This is a genomic window from Yoonia sp. SS1-5, assembly GCF_038443705.2.
GTDB lineage: Bacteria > Pseudomonadota > Alphaproteobacteria > Rhodobacterales > Rhodobacteraceae > Yoonia > Yoonia rhodophyticola.
Window position 1 is genome coordinate 20,517 of record NZ_CP151764.2, and the last position, 14,139, is coordinate 34,655.

Here is a 14,139-nt window from a genome sequence, read left to right on the forward strand (position 1 = left end):
CCCGAAATTGGAGTCGGTCGTTAGCCTTTTGGTGGGGGCGCGGTGCCCTCTCCAACATGGATATCTAACATGAAACTTCTCTCATACCTCCTGATGCGAAAACGTACAGGTGCTCTCACCGGAGGCCTCGCGGTCCTCTTCCTGATGCCAAACACTGTGCTGGCGGCGTCCACGGCGACAACAGGTATCGATGCGTCATTCTCGACCATGCTTACCGACCTGACGGGCATGCTCGGGGGCAACTTCGGTGCCCTGGTCTTGCTGATCTCTCTGATCATTGGTGTCGCCGTCTACGGCGTGACCTCGAATTGGAGATGGGTCATCTCATCGGTGATGGTCGCCTTCCTGATCGGCTACGGCGTCAACATCGTCCAAGGCATCGGTGGCGTGACCGCGACCGTCGATATGCTCGACGTTACCCAAGTCGCACACACTGACTTTGACCCCGCAATTGTGGGTCCTGTTTAGGCCACGGCCTCAGCGGGCCCCGGACTGGACGGGGCCCCCAAACTCAGGGGGATATTTTCATGGACGACCCAAACGTTGTTCGTATCGAACAAAAGCTGGAAGCACCTGGACGTCTACTGTTTTTCACACTTGATGACGCAGCCGCGTTTCTCATTCCGGCTGCCGTCGGGTTTCTCAGCCGCCATCTGATCAGCGGGGCCATTGTTGGCCTGATCGTCTTCTTCTTTTGGCGCAAGCTGAAAGGCGAAGGTGGTGTCGAACGCCTGAAGGCGGCAGCATATTGGTATCTGCCCTTCCAGGTGTCGCCCTATCGCGCGTTCCCCCGCTCTGACGTTTCGCACTGGAGGGGATGAAATGACACCCGACGCACTCACCCGACAGCTTCGCGCCGCACGTTGGCAAAGATCCGTATTCGCTGTGATCGCACTCCTGCTCCTGGTCTCAAACCTATTCCTGGTCGGATCATACACACAGGTCCAGCGAACGACTGTTCTGATCCCCTCCAGAATTAGCGATGGAATGGTCGCGGTCGGCGCCGTCGACGCGCGATACGTGGAGTCGCTGGCGTTGGACACGATCTACGCCTTCTACAACGTCTCTCCCGAAACCGCCTCTTATGGCCGCCGGGTCGTTGAGAAGCTCGCAAGCCTGCGGGATCGTCCTTCATTGCTCGAAGCATTCGACACCGTTGCTGACGATATCCGCGAGCGACGCATTACGACGGTCTTTTTCCCTGAGCGCGTTGATCATGATGCGAGCGGACTGCGCGTTGTGGTCAAGGGCAGTCTCGCAACCTTCATTGAGACAGAACGTGTCGGACAGCAACCACGCACCATCACGCTGAACTTCATCGAGGAAGCAGCCTCTGTGCGTCTTGCCTCGATCGATGTTGAGGAGAATGCATCATGAAAAGGGTCATTCTTCGCGCGACACTTGTCCTCCTCGCCCACTTTGTCGGCAACGCTGCAATTGCCGAAACCGTTCGGATCAGCACACCACAAGATGGCCAGATCCGGTTCAACGTCTCCGTTGATGGGCCAACCCGTCTGTCGGTTGCCGGGGATCGCATCTCCAAAGTTCTGCAAACCGAAAGCTCCTTCGAGATGGTCAACGATGAAGGCACTGGCGACGTTTTTCTGCGTTATGCAGGCGGTCCCGCTGAACAGGAGGCGGGCTACATCGTCACGGAAAGCGGTGTCACTGTTGGATTCATTATGACCCCGAAGGACGGGATCGAGATGCAAACCGTCTTGATCACCATCACCGGCCGCAACTCTGGGCGCGGGAATGCAGGAGCGGGTGGTTTTGCCGTCAATTCGACACTTGGTGCGGCTGCAACCACACCTGTCGCCGCCGAAATTCCTAAGAGCCGGACAGAACGACTCGTCGATTTTGTGCGCCTCGTTCACGCGCGACGCATTGCAGACCGCTCGGCGGCGAGCCGTAGCCTCGGCGTGCGCGGCCGCTACTCAAATGGTGGGCTACGTGCGCGCATCTCTGTTGTTGCTGCACCGGGCGGGACCGCGCCTGATCCCGCCAGTTTCTACAATCAAAGCCGCAGCGTTCTGGCCGTTTGGGTCGATGACAACGTCACCAACGGCAAAGTCTGGGTCATCACAGTGGAGGGAACGCTATGAGCAAGTCACGCCAACGCAGCCAATGGATCATTGCTGGTGTTCTGGGCAGCCTCGGGCTCCTTGCGCTCTATTCGATCAGCCAGATTCTAAACAACCATCAGGGCGCCTTTGCTGCTGGTACCGGAGAAAGCGGGATTAACACATCCATCATCGCGGATCGAACCCGCGCCGCCTCGCCGGAAATGTCCTGGATCAACAGCGCTGCAGGCCAAGTCGAAGGGCTATCGGCACAGGTCGAGAACCTTCAAAATGCCTTGCGGATTTCTGAACAACGCGCCTCGACAGAACTGGCTGAACTGGAGAGCCAGACCGACACGCTTCTCGCCCGCTATGAGGACAAGATCACGCAGCTTGAAGCGCAACTGACTTCTGTTGCGCAAGGGCGTGGCGTGTCGCGCGTAGCACCTCAAGCCGGAGTTGCAGGGCAACAACATAACCAATTGGGCGAATTCCTCTCGCCCGCCGCGGCTGTTCCGCGAAACAACAATGGATTGATCCCTTTCCACACGCGGTCCGATCAGCGCCAAGACCCAGCCAACCAAGCAACGCTGACGGGGCCTGGCGGCTTGCCTCCTTTGCAAGCACAGCCCTTTACTCGGAATTTCGCACTTGCTGTAGGGCCCGAAGTCCCAGGTGAAGAAGAGAAACACCCGCCACATTTGCGGAACTACCTGCCCGCCGGGTCCTACGCACCTGCACTCGTTTTGTCCGGTGTCGATGCGTCGACCTCAGTTGCCAGCCAAGCCGAGCCCGTCCCAGTCCTGTTTCGGATCACGGGCCCTGCGATTACTGCGGGCACCCGAACAACGCGCGGTCACTCGATCGATCTCACGGGATGCACAGTCACTGGTTCAGCACGCGGCGATCTGAGTTCCGAACGCGTCTATGTGCGCTTGCTCAAACTCTCTTGCGTCCAATCCGGCACCCATGTCTTTGAGCGCGAAGTGACGGGCTATATGAGCGGCGCAGGCAAAGCGGGGGCCCGCGGACTGGTTGTCTCACGCGAAGGCCCCCTTGTTCGCAACGCAGGCATCGCAGGCGCACTGTCCGGGCTTGCGGAAGGGGTCTCCAGCATTGGCCAGGCTGGTTCGAACGCCGATGCTGCGTCCTTTGATGAAGCCCTGCGTGGTGCTGGAGCCTCCTCTGTTGCAGGTGGGATTTCAGGGGCCGCAGACCGCCTGAGCGAATACTACATCGAACGCGCTGAACAGTATCAGCCTGTCGTCTCGCTTTATGGCGGCACCAATGTTGAGCTTGTCTTCATGGAGGGGGTCGACCTTGGCTAATCCGCATCCCCTCCTTCTCGCCATCCTGATTTCTTCGCTCGCAGGCTGCAGCAGCCAAGCCGTCAAGGAGTTCTGCGCGCCGCTTCTCCCCAGCTATTTCAATGAGGTCCAGCCATGAACAGACGTATGATCGCCCTCGCTTTGGTGACGCTGACAGCTTGCGCACAACCCAACACGGAACGCGACTTTCTGTGCGGTGCTCAGGAAGGCCAGCCTTGTCACTCCATCTCTGATGTGGACGGACGCGCACCGGCCACGCATCCAACACGCGCCGCCACGGTGACACAAGCGGCGGCGGCACCACGGACCGCTGGTATTGTGCCGGGCACTGGCGTGCGTTTGGCCGAAAAAACCGGTCGCATGTTTGTCGCCCCCTACATGGGCGCGGGTGGGCTCGTCCATGAAGGCTCCACTGTTCAGTTCGTTGTCCGCTCCGCACGCTGGGAGCAGAAGTAATGAGTTTCATCTCCCAATTCCTATCATCGGTCTTGGATGATGTGCCCATGACTGCTGACGAGCGGCAGCAATATGTCGATCATGTTCTGTCGGACCTCCTGACCTATCGCGTCTACGAGCCGCAAGAGAACCTCTTTTACAATGAAGGGACAGTCGGATTCCTGTTGGAAATCCCACCGGTCATTGGTGCCGATGTCTTCAGAACATTGCAGACCGCGATCACAAGCTACTGCCCGGCTGACGGCACGATCCAGTTCATTTCCTGGGCATCACCCAATCTGACGCCAGCACTGATCTCCTGGTCCAACCATCGTTTTGTGCAAACCCCTTTGATGAGCCGCATGGTTGAGCGGCGCATGGCCCATTTCAACAACATCCGCTACGGGGCGGATGGCATCGTCAAATGCGTACCACATCGGCGCAGAATCCTTGTGGCCGGGTGGCTCGATGGCGACCCAAGCACCAATCATCTCAAAGACCTCAAGGAATTCCGGCGCAATCTGGTCCTCGCCCTGGGGGGAGAGACGCACTGTTTGAATGTCCGTCCTGAGAGCTTCCTCGAAATCCTCTCCGAGATGCTGCACAGCCGGGGTACCTCATCAGGCGAACCGCTGGGCTACGATGAAGAGGTCCCAATCAACTACCAGGTCCCCGGTGCGGGGCTTGCCGTCGCGCGGGACGGAATGTCATTCCTGAATTCTCCCGAGCTTTCCGTCTCCTCCGCGACGGTTCGTATGGTGCCACGCGAATGGTCGGCCGCCATGGGCATGCTGTTCAATGGCTCTCCCGATCATCCGGAGGACAGCCCACACGGTCCGGTTCTGATGTCATTGGTCGCCCGCGCGCGTCCGAGCCAAACCTCACTGTCAGAATTGGTCACCAAACGGGCCAAACTCGAACACGCCAAATCGACCAAGTTCGGCAAGTACATGTCCGACCTCGGTCAGCGGGACGAAGAGTTCGAAACCCTGCACGCGGAGTTGGAACGTGGCGAACGTCTCTTTGAAACCGTGACCACTGTCTCTGCCTATGCGCGCGGTGATGTTGAGGAAAGCGCGGCAGCTCTCGCTGAGATGAAAAAGATCATGGTGATGTGCAACATCACACTCGAGCAGGACAGCTTCCTGCAATTACCGGTCTTTCTGTCCGGTCTACCTTTCCAAGCCAACAAGGGCTTGATGGCTGATCTGAGACGGGCCAGCCGCGTGAAGAAACGCAAGGCAGCTGCAGTCACAGCGCTCGCACCATTGCATGGCGAATGGTCGGGTTTCCATTCAAACAGAGGGCTTTTGCTCGTTGGACGTCAGGGCCAAATGTATGACTGGGACAACTTTGAATCCTCAGGCAATTACAACGTCTCGGTTGTTGGCAAGTCCGGTTCGGGCAAATCCGTCTTCATGCAAGAGCTTGTCACTTCCATCTACTCAGGTGGCGGTCGGGTGCTTGTCATTGACGATGGCTATTCGTTCAAAAGCACCTGCGATGTCCTGGGCGGCGACTGGCTCGGGATTGGCAACACAGGCGATTTCAAACTCAACCCATTCTCCATGGTCAGCAGCACGTCCATGGATAACATCGAGTACCGCGCCGACGCTCTCAACCTGATCACACGCGTGGTCTCCACCATGGCCAACCTTGGCGAGCAGCGCGAGGGCCGCGTCGGTGACATTGAAGAGGAATTTATCGAGCGCGCCTGCGCAGAAGTGTGGGATGGCAAAGGTAACGATGGTTGCGTCACAGATGTCGTCGACATCCTGGCGGGACAGATTGAAGAAGATCCACGCCTGCGCGATGTGGTGACCAAACTCAAACGCTATGCCCGTGGCGGCACCTATGGCGACATGTTTGATGGCAAAGCCAATGTCTCCATCGAGAGCACATTCACGGTGTTCGAACTCTCGGAACTGAAATCCCAAAAGGACCTTGAGGCCGTTGTTCTGCAGGTGATCATGTTTCTCGGCACGGAGTTGATGTTTAAGACAGATCGTTCTGAGCGGGTCGCCATCCTCATTGATGAGGCCTGGGACATGCTTGGCGGTGCCGGAACAGCCAACTTCCTTGAAGGTGTGGTCCGCCGCGCGCGGAAATACACAGGTTCCCTGATCACCGGGACGCAATCGCTGGAAGACTATTACGACAATCAGGCGGCCCTTGTCTGTTATCAGAACAGCGACTGGACAGTATTCCTTGCTCAGAAGCCCGAGGTGATCGATCAGCTCGTTGCAAGTGGCAAGCTGAATGCCCCGGAAGGGGTTGCACACTCGCTTAAGTCCCTGATCTCGGCCAAGGGGCAGTTTTCAGAACTCGGCATTCGCGGGCCAGATGGCTGGGTCTTTGGCCGCCTTATTCTCGATCCCTATTCACTGGCGATCTACTCGACCACAGGTGAGACGGTCGCGCGCCTGAAGCAACTCACCGAAGGCCGCGGTCTCGATATGGGTGAGGCTCTGGAGATCATGGTCGAAAATGGGGGAACGCTCTGATGCGCGACCCTATGCAGACACTCCGCCTAAAAATCCTTGCGAGCTACTGGGCAATCATGGCGATCTTGTCTTTTGGCCTCGTACTCATCTTCCACGCACTCGCCCGCGAGCTTGGTCTTCCAACAACGCATGAATGGGTCTTTGGGATCTCAGTCTTCTCACTCAGCCTCATGATCAGCGTGTCGGTCTGGGCAACCAATATCAATGCCGGTTCAAAACCTCTTGCAGCAACGGAGGGTAGTTGATGTCTGAGCCGTCCAAACCCTTCTTCGGTACCCTGATCGGTATCACCGTATCTGCTGTCGTACTGACAGCCATCAATGTCGCGATCACTCTCACGATCATGGACCGCTATGGGCTCTTACACGCCCCGGAAATCGTCTCAATTGATGCTGCGAATATGGTCATGGGATTTGTTGCTGCACAGGATCCCGGTATCTCGGAAGAAGATCTTCAGCAGCGCATTCGATCTCTGAACGCCAATTTGGACGGTGTGATCGCGACCTTCGCCCGAGAGCGCGGTGTTATCGTCGTCAATTCCGCCGCCGTCCTTGGTGGCACACGCGATGTGACGCCTGAAATGCTCGCTTCCCTGGGATTGAGCCAATGAGCGCGCCCCACGATATCGGCCTCGTCCGCCGCATTGCCTCCTGGATTCTGCTGACCTTTGGATGCCTTTGCATCTACTTCCTCGATCACGTCGATATCGTGATGAACGCTTCAGACTCGCTGGATGAACCGGCTTTCCTGATGCTCGACACGCCCATTCTGTTGCACAAGGGCGCGGTGGTCAGCGCGCAGATGCCGGAACCGCTTCAGGTAAAATTTTCGGGCTATCATTTCGTCAAGCTGATTGGCGGCATGCCCGGCGACGAAATCACTTATGATGACCAGGGCAATCCTTGCATCGATGACGATGAGTGCTTTCCGCTCTTCGAAAAGGATGGTGCTCCGATCCTTCCCGCAATTGCCCCAGGTGTCATTCCTGAAGATCACTACGCCCTTTTTGGCACTGCCGACAAAAGCCTCGACAGCCGGTACGCCACCATCGGTCTCATTCACGCCGATCAACTTCTGGGACGCGGCATTGCCGTACTCTGGGCTCCGGACTGGAGAAACTGATGCTGTATCCTCGCACCCTGTTGTTAACCGTGGTCGCATCAACGGCTTTCGTTACAACCCAAGTCCATGCGGCAGACTACGGTGTGTTTGGCGCGCTTTGGCCAGTCGAAGAACCCTCGATCCTTGAGACCATCTATGTCCGCCTGTCCGAAATGGAGGGCAATGGCGAGTTGGCCCAAATGGAAGAGGAGATGAAGGCTACAGCGCGGGCCCGTATCCATCGCCCTCACCCCGTCCTCGGCCTTGGGACTACAGAGGTCTACAACAGCTACGAGGTCGATCTGTCGATCACACTGGATCGCGATCTTGCCGATCATCGCGGCGTCGTCTTTGCGCGGGCTGGCACTCGGATAAACCCGCTCGATCACAGCCGGTTCAATCGTCGGCTCATCTTCATCAACGGCGATGACCCTGACCAGGTGCAGTTCGCGGTGGAGGCGGCAGCGGCCGAACCCGTGAAGATTATTCTGGTCAATGGCGCGCCTCTCGATTTGACGGAAGCAAACCAGGTTCTCTTCTACTTCGATCAAGGCGGCATGCTCACCGAGCGATTTGGCCTGACCGTCGTTCCTGCCGTCGTCAGCCGCATGGATCCCGTCATGTTGGTCGAAGAAATCCCCGTACCGATCAGACAGGTGGAGGCACAATGAAAGCTCTCATGAAGATCCTCTCGGCAGCAGCCATTGCGCTCACGCTGACCGCTACCGCCACCTCAGCAAAGTGCAACGCGCGGTTTCTGAACCCCATCACGGAAGTCTGTTGGGATTGTATTTTCCCAATCTCGGTCGGTGCTCTGTCGATCAATCTCGGAACATCACGTCCAGACACGCCGAACCAGGCCTTTCCAATTTGTCTGTGCCCAGGGTTTCCCCTGCCCCGCATTGGTCTCTCCATTGGCATATGGGAACCCGCACGTCTCGTTGATGTCGCCAATGAAACCGGGTGCTTTACCAATCTTGGGTTTGATGTTGATTTTGGTCTCTTCTCGCGCGGCAAGACCAGCGCCAACTCCCGGGCCGGAGGCGACAATGGCTCAAAGTGGCATGTCCACTATTACTATTACCCGCTGATCTCGATGCTCGGCACAGCCATCGACGGACTCTGCCTCGATACGACAGCCTTTGATCTTGCCTGGATGAGCGAAATTGACCCGCTCTGGATGGATGCCGAGCTTACCACTTTGCTCAATCCCGAAGCGCTTCTGTTTGCCAACCCAGTTGCCCAGGCCGCCTGCGCCGCCGATTGCGCCGTTGCCTCATCCGGCAATTTACCAATCGACCAACTTTTTTGGTGTGACGGGTGTTCGGGATCGCTCTATCCCGTCACGGGTGATGCCAACAACCACATCGGCGGCGTGCAAGCCTCGTCCGTAGTCACAGCCAAAACGCTTGCCCGCATGCATCGTCTGCTTCTGGCACGTCAAACCGCGTCTTCATCGGCACTTTGTCAAAGCCGGATCGCACCGCTCATCCGCAAAAGCCAATACCGCCGCCAAATCACGCGGCCCTTCCCGATGACGTCTGGTCGCTACGCAGGCGCGCCACTCGGGGCCTCAACGCAATTCTACGACCGCCTGAGAGAGGTTCCCTATGTCGGTGAATCCTTTGGCTACTTGCTTTGGAGGAAGAGAAATTGTTGCGCGCTCTGATATCCACCTTACTGTTCCTCCCCACAATCGCTGTCGCGCAGTCAATGCCGGATGCCACTACTCACGGACATCTTATTGATGAAAGGCTCGGTGAAGCGGCAGCGATTGGCGAGGATCTGAAGTCTCGATTGCAGATCATTGAGCAAGACTTCGATCTGCCGGACGATATTGCTGAACGTGCCTTGCAAAGCCTAGAAAATGGCCGTGTGCGCGAGCTTTTGAACGCAGGCGAAGCTGATCTGGAAAGGTTGGTTGATACCGAAGAGCGCTATCCCGGCGGTGTCTTTCTCTTTGCGTCATTTTCCATCCCAGATCCCTCTCTGAAGGTCTATCTGCAAGAGGCCGACCGCCTTGGTGTGCCGGTTGTCTTCAACGGTTTTGTCCAGAACTCGGTTGCCGAAACCGAGATCCGTGTCCACGCGCTCTATGAAGACGAAAGCATCAGCAATGGCTTCATCATCGATCCAACGCTCTTCGATCGTTTCGATGTCACGGCCGTTCCTACCCTCATCTCAACGACTGTCGATCTTGATGTTTGCGAGACCTCCGGTTGTGCAGACGACGCAACCCCACCCCATGATCGCGTCGCCGGGAACATCCCATTGGTCTCCCTCTTGGACATCATCGCCAAAGGCAATGCGGATCACGCGGCCCCTGCCCGCGCCATTCTGGAGGCTGGCCAATGAAACGCCTCTTCTTGCTTTGCAGCCTCGCACTTGCTGGCGCGGCCCAGGCTGACAGCCATGTGCAACGTGCAGAGAATGCGCTGTCCAATGCGCAAACTTTCAATGGCTACACTGTTCCTGACGCCCAAAACCTGCTGCAAATCCCCGTCGATCCAAACCATCCGCTCAGCAACGAGAATGCTCAAACCTTGCCGACGGTCGGCAACGTTGCAGCGGCATCGACAAGCACAACTGAAGGTCGGGCCTTCCAGAACTTCAACACCAATGCAGTGCCGTGGAGCGTTCAATCAGCCAATCCGCAGCACCTGGATGTCTCAGATCAGGTTGCGAATGATCCGATGGCCTTCATGAATTCCAACCCCTTCTCCTCCTCCGGCTTCGGCCAATGTACTGTGACCAATTTTGCGAACTCACCGATTTTTGAGCGCACCTGCCAACGTACCCGCGATGTCTTCTCGGCAAGTTGCACAAGCCAGCTCAACATCACTGTCATCCGCACTGAAACATATGAATGTCATGTGACGCCAACAGGTGCGTCCTGTGACGCACTGCAAGCCTCATCCCTTTGCACAGAGACGCAGCGCTATTGCAATTTGCAGGACATCAATGGCGTCTGCATTGAAGAGATTGCCGAACATTCCTGTTCCAGCGATGCGCCCTTGGCCTTCACTGCCCCACAGATTGGCGCGACGACCTGGGGTCAACCGATTACCTCGTGGGTCACCAGCTGTGATCCCTCTTTCAGCGCTCAAAGTTGCGGCGCCGGCACCACCACCTGCACGTCCGGCCCATCAGTCGAAGACGTCAACGGCCAGCTTGTCCCAGTCAATTGCACCACTCAGGTCACCACATATGAGTGCGGTGCCAGTACCTACTCGTCGACGGACTGCCAACCATTCCAGAACGATCCATCCTGCAGCTTACAGGCGTCAAGCTGCTACCTCACAACGCCTGATGGTGTCTGCGGTGCCTATGAAGACACTTACCAATGTGGCACCGGCCAAGGCACCGACTTTTCATCGTCATGTCAGGACGTGAATGTCTGTGTGGCCGGTCATTGTCAGTCAATACCGCAAGAAACCAACAGCGATATGCCAATGGCGCTCGCCTCGGTCGATCTGCTGAACAATATGGCCAATGAATGGACGATGGCTGCCACACCAAATTCCAGCAACTTCGAGCTGTCCTATTTCAACTCCAATACCAACTACTGTCGTGTCGGCATTCTCGGCTCATACAATTGTTGTTCCGACAATGGCTGGGCTCTTGGCGTCTTCACCCAATGCCGCCAACACGAGCTTGAACTCGTTGCCGCGCAACAGGCAGGCCGCGCCGTCTATGTCACGACCTATTGTCGCCGTCGCGCCCTGTTCTTCTGTCGCGAACGCGCCCGCCGGTACTGCATATTCAACAACCGCATTGCGCGCGAGGTGTCTTTCCAGGCCCAGCATCAGTTGCACGGTCGCTTTGAATGCCGTGGCCTCACTCAGGCTGAGATGGAAGCGATTGATTGGGAACAGATCGATCTGACCTCCGTCTTCGGCGACATGCTCGCCAATGTCGCGGTCCCCGATCAGCAAACCCTCATCGGCATCATTCAAGCCAACACCGCAAATCTTAGCTTGCAGCCATAGGAGAGCAACTATGAAGAAAATGTCCCGCCGCTCCATGATGCTTGGCCTGCCCGCTTCACTCTTGCTGCCCGCGCGCCGCGCGAAAGCCGCCGGAAACCAGCTCGGCTTGATATTTGTTGCACAAAGCACCTGCCCCTATTGCCAATCTATTGCACCCGTCTTGAAACAGCTCTCAGATGCAGGTGTCGCAGATGTCATGTTGGCGTCGATGGACAGACGTCCTGTGCCGCCATTTGTGCGGTTCCAGGATGGGCATGCACACCCATTGACGGCTCACTTTCGGTCTGTGCCGCAGGTTTTGGTCTACAACGCCAACCTTGATCAAGTGACCCATGTCGTTGGCGGCGTACGCAATCCGCGTCGCTACATTCTGCGCCTATCGCATGCGTTGCAGCAATCGGCGGCGATGTGAAGGCGCCACTGATCATAGTCTTTGCGCTCATCATGAGCACGCCTGCGCTTGCCGATGGGTCACCGCAAACACCGCTACGCGGGTTTTCATGTGATGACACACGCACGCGCGGCTTCAACTTCTACTGTGATCCAGCCGCAGTGGAAGAAGAGGTGCCGGAGGTCCCGGCGGTGGATCCCCCGCCGCCGCCTCCGGCGCCCACCAAAACCTATACCGAGCAGATTGAAGAGTATCGACGCGATCTGGATGAACTAAAGCATCGCGCTATCCTCGAGCCTTCGACCGAAAACGTGCAGGCCTATATGCAGGCCCAGGCCGCCATGGTGAGGCAAGCGGGTCTCTTCACTGAGGTCTGGCAGCGCTCTCTTTTCTCCAATCCCTCATTGGACGCCAACGTCTCCCGGCCACTCAGCGCGATCGGGGAAAACCTGCTTCAGGACAACCTTGATGTTGAGCGCGAAGCGGCCTTCACGAACGCGACGTCCGAACGCGCATTGATGTTCGTCTACGAGGGAGCGGGCACGTGTCTTGTGTGCGAAACCCAAGGGGAGGTGCTGCGCCAACTCACGGATCAATATGGAGTTGCCGTTCTGGCCGTGACTCGCGACGGCGTTTCCCTTCCGACGTTCCCTGAAAGCCTGCCCGATCAGGGCCAGATTGCAAATATGGGCCTCGAAGAAGTTCCCTCGCCGTTTCTGGCCCTTGTCGAACCAAGATCAAACGCCGTTGACCTCATTGGCGCGGGCTTGATGACCCAGGACATCATCCTCGATCGCGTGCGGATCATTACCAGTATTCCAGAAGGAGAACTCTACAATGATTAAGGCCCTCCCAGTTTTTCTTGAAACGTCAGCTATCGCTCTTCGCGTTCAACCGCAGGGAAAGGCAGCGACCAAGCGATCCATTTTCAACTGGAAGAGTTTGAGGGCTCTGAAGTACCTCTCCGCCGCTGCGATCATCGCGACCGCGACTCCTTCGAAAGCCGACATGGCCTCCGATCTTCTGGACTTCTGGAACCGCTCTGGCGGCGGCGCAAATGTCACCCACCCGTCTGCGTATCAAGGCCAACGTGCTGGGTATATTTCGCTCGGATCGCTTTATGTCCGCACGCAGCCTCGCAACAGCCAAATCGCAAACATCCAACTGCCAAGTGTCCGCTCTGGCTGCGGCGGGATCGACATCTTTGCAGGCTCGTTCTCCTACCTGTCGGCCCAAGAGCTCATTGCCATGATGGAAGCGATCATGGCCAACGCCGCAGGGTTTGCCTTTGAGTTGGCCCTCGAAAGCCTCTCCCCGGCGGTTCAGGAAGTTGTTGGCAAGCTTCGCGACCTCGCACAGCAAGTCAATTCGATGAATATCAATTCCTGCGAAACCGGCCAGCTTCTGGTTTCAAGCATCTGGCCCAAGACCGATGCTGCTTCCCAACACATCTGTCAGTCTATCGCCACGGCAAGTGGGTTGGTAGCTGACCGCGCCCGCGCGCGGCATGGATGCGGCACCGGCGGGGATCACGCGAGCACACTCGCCAATGGCGCGACGCCCGACATAGACGCGCAAATCCCTGTCGATGTGAACTACGCTTGGAAGGCCAGCCGGAAAAACTCGTTTCTGGTGGCCGACGATGATCTGGCCGAGTTCTTCATGACCGTCACCGGCACAATTATCGTCGTTGGCGCGCCTGACGATGATACCCCACGTACCCATGTGAACTACCCACCTCGCGCGTTCTCGTCGGAGATGATCCGGACCATGGTCGAAGGTGGCACAATGGAAGTCTTGCGCTGCAACTCCGACCCCCAAGACCGCTGCCTCAATCCATCTTATACAACGATCACCTTGCCCGCGAACCAAGCACTCTACGCGCGCGTCTCCGAAATCCTCGAAGGCATCAACACGGCGCTTGCAAACGACACGGCCTTGCCGGCCGCCGCACCAGGTCTCATCGGTATGACGTCGGTGCCGGTGTATGAGATTTTGAAGACCGCGCGATCTTACAAGTATGAGTTTGTCGGAGATGAGATCGCTCTGATGGCGGAGCTTGTCGCGATCGATTTTGCAATGCTCTACACGCGCGAAGCGCTCGAAGAGATGCTCAAGCTTGCCTCCAACACAGAGGGGCTTGGAGACCAGATCAGTGATTACCGCAAACAGGTCACCGACAGCTATGCCAACTTCACCGCCATGCGCCGGGAAGCCGCGGAACGTTTTGCAGATGCCGTCGCCACCCTCACCCGGCTGATGTCCATCAAGTCGGCGCTTTCGGGTGAACGCGCTGGATGGCTCGCGACACAAGTCGTGGAGTTCTGA

17 protein-coding genes are annotated in these 14,139 nt (G+C 57.3%); all 17 read left to right on the forward strand.

The window, feature by feature from the left end; all coding sequences use genetic code 11:
• Positions 1-69 precede the first annotated feature (69 nt).
• The 17 genes from AABB31_RS00095 (at position 70) to AABB31_RS00175 (ending at position 14,139) form a co-directional block, all read left to right on the forward strand.
• Positions 70-468 carry a TrbC/VirB2 family protein gene (locus AABB31_RS00095; RefSeq protein WP_342075162.1) on the forward strand — a complete coding sequence of 133 codons (399 nt, stop codon included), beginning with the start codon at positions 70-72 and terminating at the stop codon, positions 466-468.
• A 59-nt stretch (positions 469-527) separates the two neighbouring features.
• A complete protein-coding gene (gene traL, locus AABB31_RS00100) occupies positions 528-821 on the forward strand; it encodes a type IV conjugative transfer system protein TraL (protein ID WP_342075161.1) in 294 nt (97 codons plus the stop codon).
• Between the two features lies 1 nt (position 822).
• Entirely contained in the window at positions 823-1,377 is a 555-nt protein-coding gene (locus tag AABB31_RS00105) for a TraE/TraK family type IV conjugative transfer system protein (RefSeq protein ID WP_342075160.1), read from the forward strand.
• Entirely contained in the window at positions 1,374-2,105 is a 732-nt protein-coding gene (locus tag AABB31_RS00110) for a type-F conjugative transfer system secretin TraK (protein ID WP_342075159.1), read from the forward strand. The genes AABB31_RS00105 and AABB31_RS00110 overlap by 4 nt, the downstream gene beginning before the upstream one ends.
• Entirely contained in the window at positions 2,102-3,391 is a 1,290-nt protein-coding gene (locus AABB31_RS00115) for a TrbI/VirB10 family protein (protein ID WP_342075158.1), read from the forward strand. The genes AABB31_RS00110 and AABB31_RS00115 overlap by 4 nt, the downstream gene beginning before the upstream one ends.
• A 114-nt stretch (positions 3,392-3,505) precedes the next feature.
• Positions 3,506-3,847: a TraV family lipoprotein gene (locus tag AABB31_RS00120; protein WP_342075157.1), complete on the forward strand. Its 342-nt coding sequence runs from the start codon at positions 3,506-3,508 to the stop codon at positions 3,845-3,847.
• On the forward strand, positions 3,847-6,330 hold the full coding sequence (locus tag AABB31_RS00125) for a TraC family protein (RefSeq protein ID WP_373634739.1): 2,484 nt from the start codon (positions 3,847-3,849) through the stop codon (positions 6,328-6,330). Before AABB31_RS00120 ends, AABB31_RS00125 begins: the two co-directional genes overlap by 1 nt.
• Entirely contained in the window at positions 6,330-6,575 is a 246-nt protein-coding gene (locus AABB31_RS00130) for a hypothetical protein (protein ID WP_342075154.1), read from the forward strand. Before AABB31_RS00125 ends, AABB31_RS00130 begins: the two co-directional genes overlap by 1 nt.
• A complete protein-coding gene (locus tag AABB31_RS00135; protein WP_342075153.1) occupies positions 6,575-6,940 on the forward strand; it encodes a TrbI F-type domain-containing protein in 366 nt (121 codons plus the stop codon). Before AABB31_RS00130 ends, AABB31_RS00135 begins: the two co-directional genes overlap by 1 nt.
• Positions 6,937-7,452: a S26 family signal peptidase gene (locus AABB31_RS00140; protein ID WP_342075152.1), complete on the forward strand. Its 516-nt coding sequence runs from the start codon at positions 6,937-6,939 to the stop codon at positions 7,450-7,452. The genes AABB31_RS00135 and AABB31_RS00140 overlap by 4 nt, the downstream gene beginning before the upstream one ends.
• The gene (gene traW / locus AABB31_RS00145; RefSeq protein WP_342075151.1) at positions 7,452-8,102 is read left to right on the forward strand and encodes a type-F conjugative transfer system protein TraW; all 651 of its coding nucleotides are present in this window, start codon (positions 7,452-7,454) and stop codon (positions 8,100-8,102) included. The genes AABB31_RS00140 and traW overlap by 1 nt, the downstream gene beginning before the upstream one ends.
• Positions 8,099-9,100 (forward strand): conjugal transfer pilus assembly protein TraU, encoded by a 1,002-nt coding sequence (gene traU / locus AABB31_RS00150; protein ID WP_342075150.1) that lies wholly within the window; start codon positions 8,099-8,101, stop codon positions 9,098-9,100. The genes traW and traU overlap by 4 nt, the downstream gene beginning before the upstream one ends.
• Complete coding sequence (gene trbC, locus AABB31_RS00155) at positions 9,070-9,786, forward strand: type-F conjugative transfer system pilin assembly protein TrbC (protein WP_373634740.1); 717 nt, start codon at positions 9,070-9,072, stop codon at positions 9,784-9,786. The genes traU and trbC overlap by 31 nt, the downstream gene beginning before the upstream one ends.
• Complete coding sequence (traN, locus tag AABB31_RS00160) at positions 9,783-11,420, forward strand: conjugal transfer protein TraN (protein WP_342075148.1); 1,638 nt, start codon at positions 9,783-9,785, stop codon at positions 11,418-11,420. The genes trbC and traN overlap by 4 nt, the downstream gene beginning before the upstream one ends.
• Before the next feature lie 10 nt (positions 11,421-11,430).
• Positions 11,431-11,832, forward strand: a complete 402-nt coding sequence (traF, locus tag AABB31_RS00165) for a conjugal transfer protein TraF (RefSeq protein WP_342075147.1) — start codon at positions 11,431-11,433, stop codon at positions 11,830-11,832.
• Positions 11,829-12,656: a conjugal transfer protein TraF gene (locus AABB31_RS00170; protein ID WP_373634741.1), complete on the forward strand. Its 828-nt coding sequence runs from the start codon at positions 11,829-11,831 to the stop codon at positions 12,654-12,656. The genes traF and AABB31_RS00170 overlap by 4 nt, the downstream gene beginning before the upstream one ends.
• Positions 12,649-14,139 (forward strand): conjugal transfer protein TraH, encoded by a 1,491-nt coding sequence (locus tag AABB31_RS00175; protein ID WP_342075146.1) that lies wholly within the window; start codon positions 12,649-12,651, stop codon positions 14,137-14,139. The genes AABB31_RS00170 and AABB31_RS00175 overlap by 8 nt, the downstream gene beginning before the upstream one ends.

What these genes read in the sequence shown, in the direction of transcription:
- AABB31_RS00095 (WP_342075162.1), top strand. Translation starts at nt 70, where the DNA reads ATGAAACTTCTCTCATACCTCCTGATGCGAAAACGTACAGGTGCTCTC.
- traL (WP_342075161.1), top strand. Translation starts at nt 528, where the DNA reads ATGGACGACCCAAACGTTGTTCGTATCGAACAAAAGCTGGAAGCACCT.
- AABB31_RS00105 (WP_342075160.1), top strand. Translation starts at nt 823, where the DNA reads ATGACACCCGACGCACTCACCCGACAGCTTCGCGCCGCACGTTGGCAA.
- AABB31_RS00110 (WP_342075159.1), top strand. Translation starts at nt 1,374, where the DNA reads ATGAAAAGGGTCATTCTTCGCGCGACACTTGTCCTCCTCGCCCACTTT.
- AABB31_RS00115 (WP_342075158.1), top strand. Translation starts at nt 2,102, where the DNA reads ATGAGCAAGTCACGCCAACGCAGCCAATGGATCATTGCTGGTGTTCTG.
- AABB31_RS00120 (WP_342075157.1), top strand. Translation starts at nt 3,506, where the DNA reads ATGAACAGACGTATGATCGCCCTCGCTTTGGTGACGCTGACAGCTTGC.
- AABB31_RS00125 (WP_373634739.1), top strand. Translation starts at nt 3,847, where the DNA reads ATGAGTTTCATCTCCCAATTCCTATCATCGGTCTTGGATGATGTGCCC.
- AABB31_RS00130 (WP_342075154.1), top strand. Translation starts at nt 6,330, where the DNA reads ATGCGCGACCCTATGCAGACACTCCGCCTAAAAATCCTTGCGAGCTAC.
- AABB31_RS00135 (WP_342075153.1), top strand. Translation starts at nt 6,575, where the DNA reads ATGTCTGAGCCGTCCAAACCCTTCTTCGGTACCCTGATCGGTATCACC.
- AABB31_RS00140 (WP_342075152.1), top strand. Translation starts at nt 6,937, where the DNA reads ATGAGCGCGCCCCACGATATCGGCCTCGTCCGCCGCATTGCCTCCTGG.
- traW (WP_342075151.1), top strand. Translation starts at nt 7,452, where the DNA reads ATGCTGTATCCTCGCACCCTGTTGTTAACCGTGGTCGCATCAACGGCT.
- traU (WP_342075150.1), top strand. Translation starts at nt 8,099, where the DNA reads ATGAAAGCTCTCATGAAGATCCTCTCGGCAGCAGCCATTGCGCTCACG.
- traN (WP_342075148.1), top strand. Translation starts at nt 9,783, where the DNA reads ATGAAACGCCTCTTCTTGCTTTGCAGCCTCGCACTTGCTGGCGCGGCC.
- traF (WP_342075147.1), top strand. Translation starts at nt 11,431, where the DNA reads ATGAAGAAAATGTCCCGCCGCTCCATGATGCTTGGCCTGCCCGCTTCA.
- AABB31_RS00175 (WP_342075146.1), top strand. Translation starts at nt 12,649, where the DNA reads ATGATTAAGGCCCTCCCAGTTTTTCTTGAAACGTCAGCTATCGCTCTT.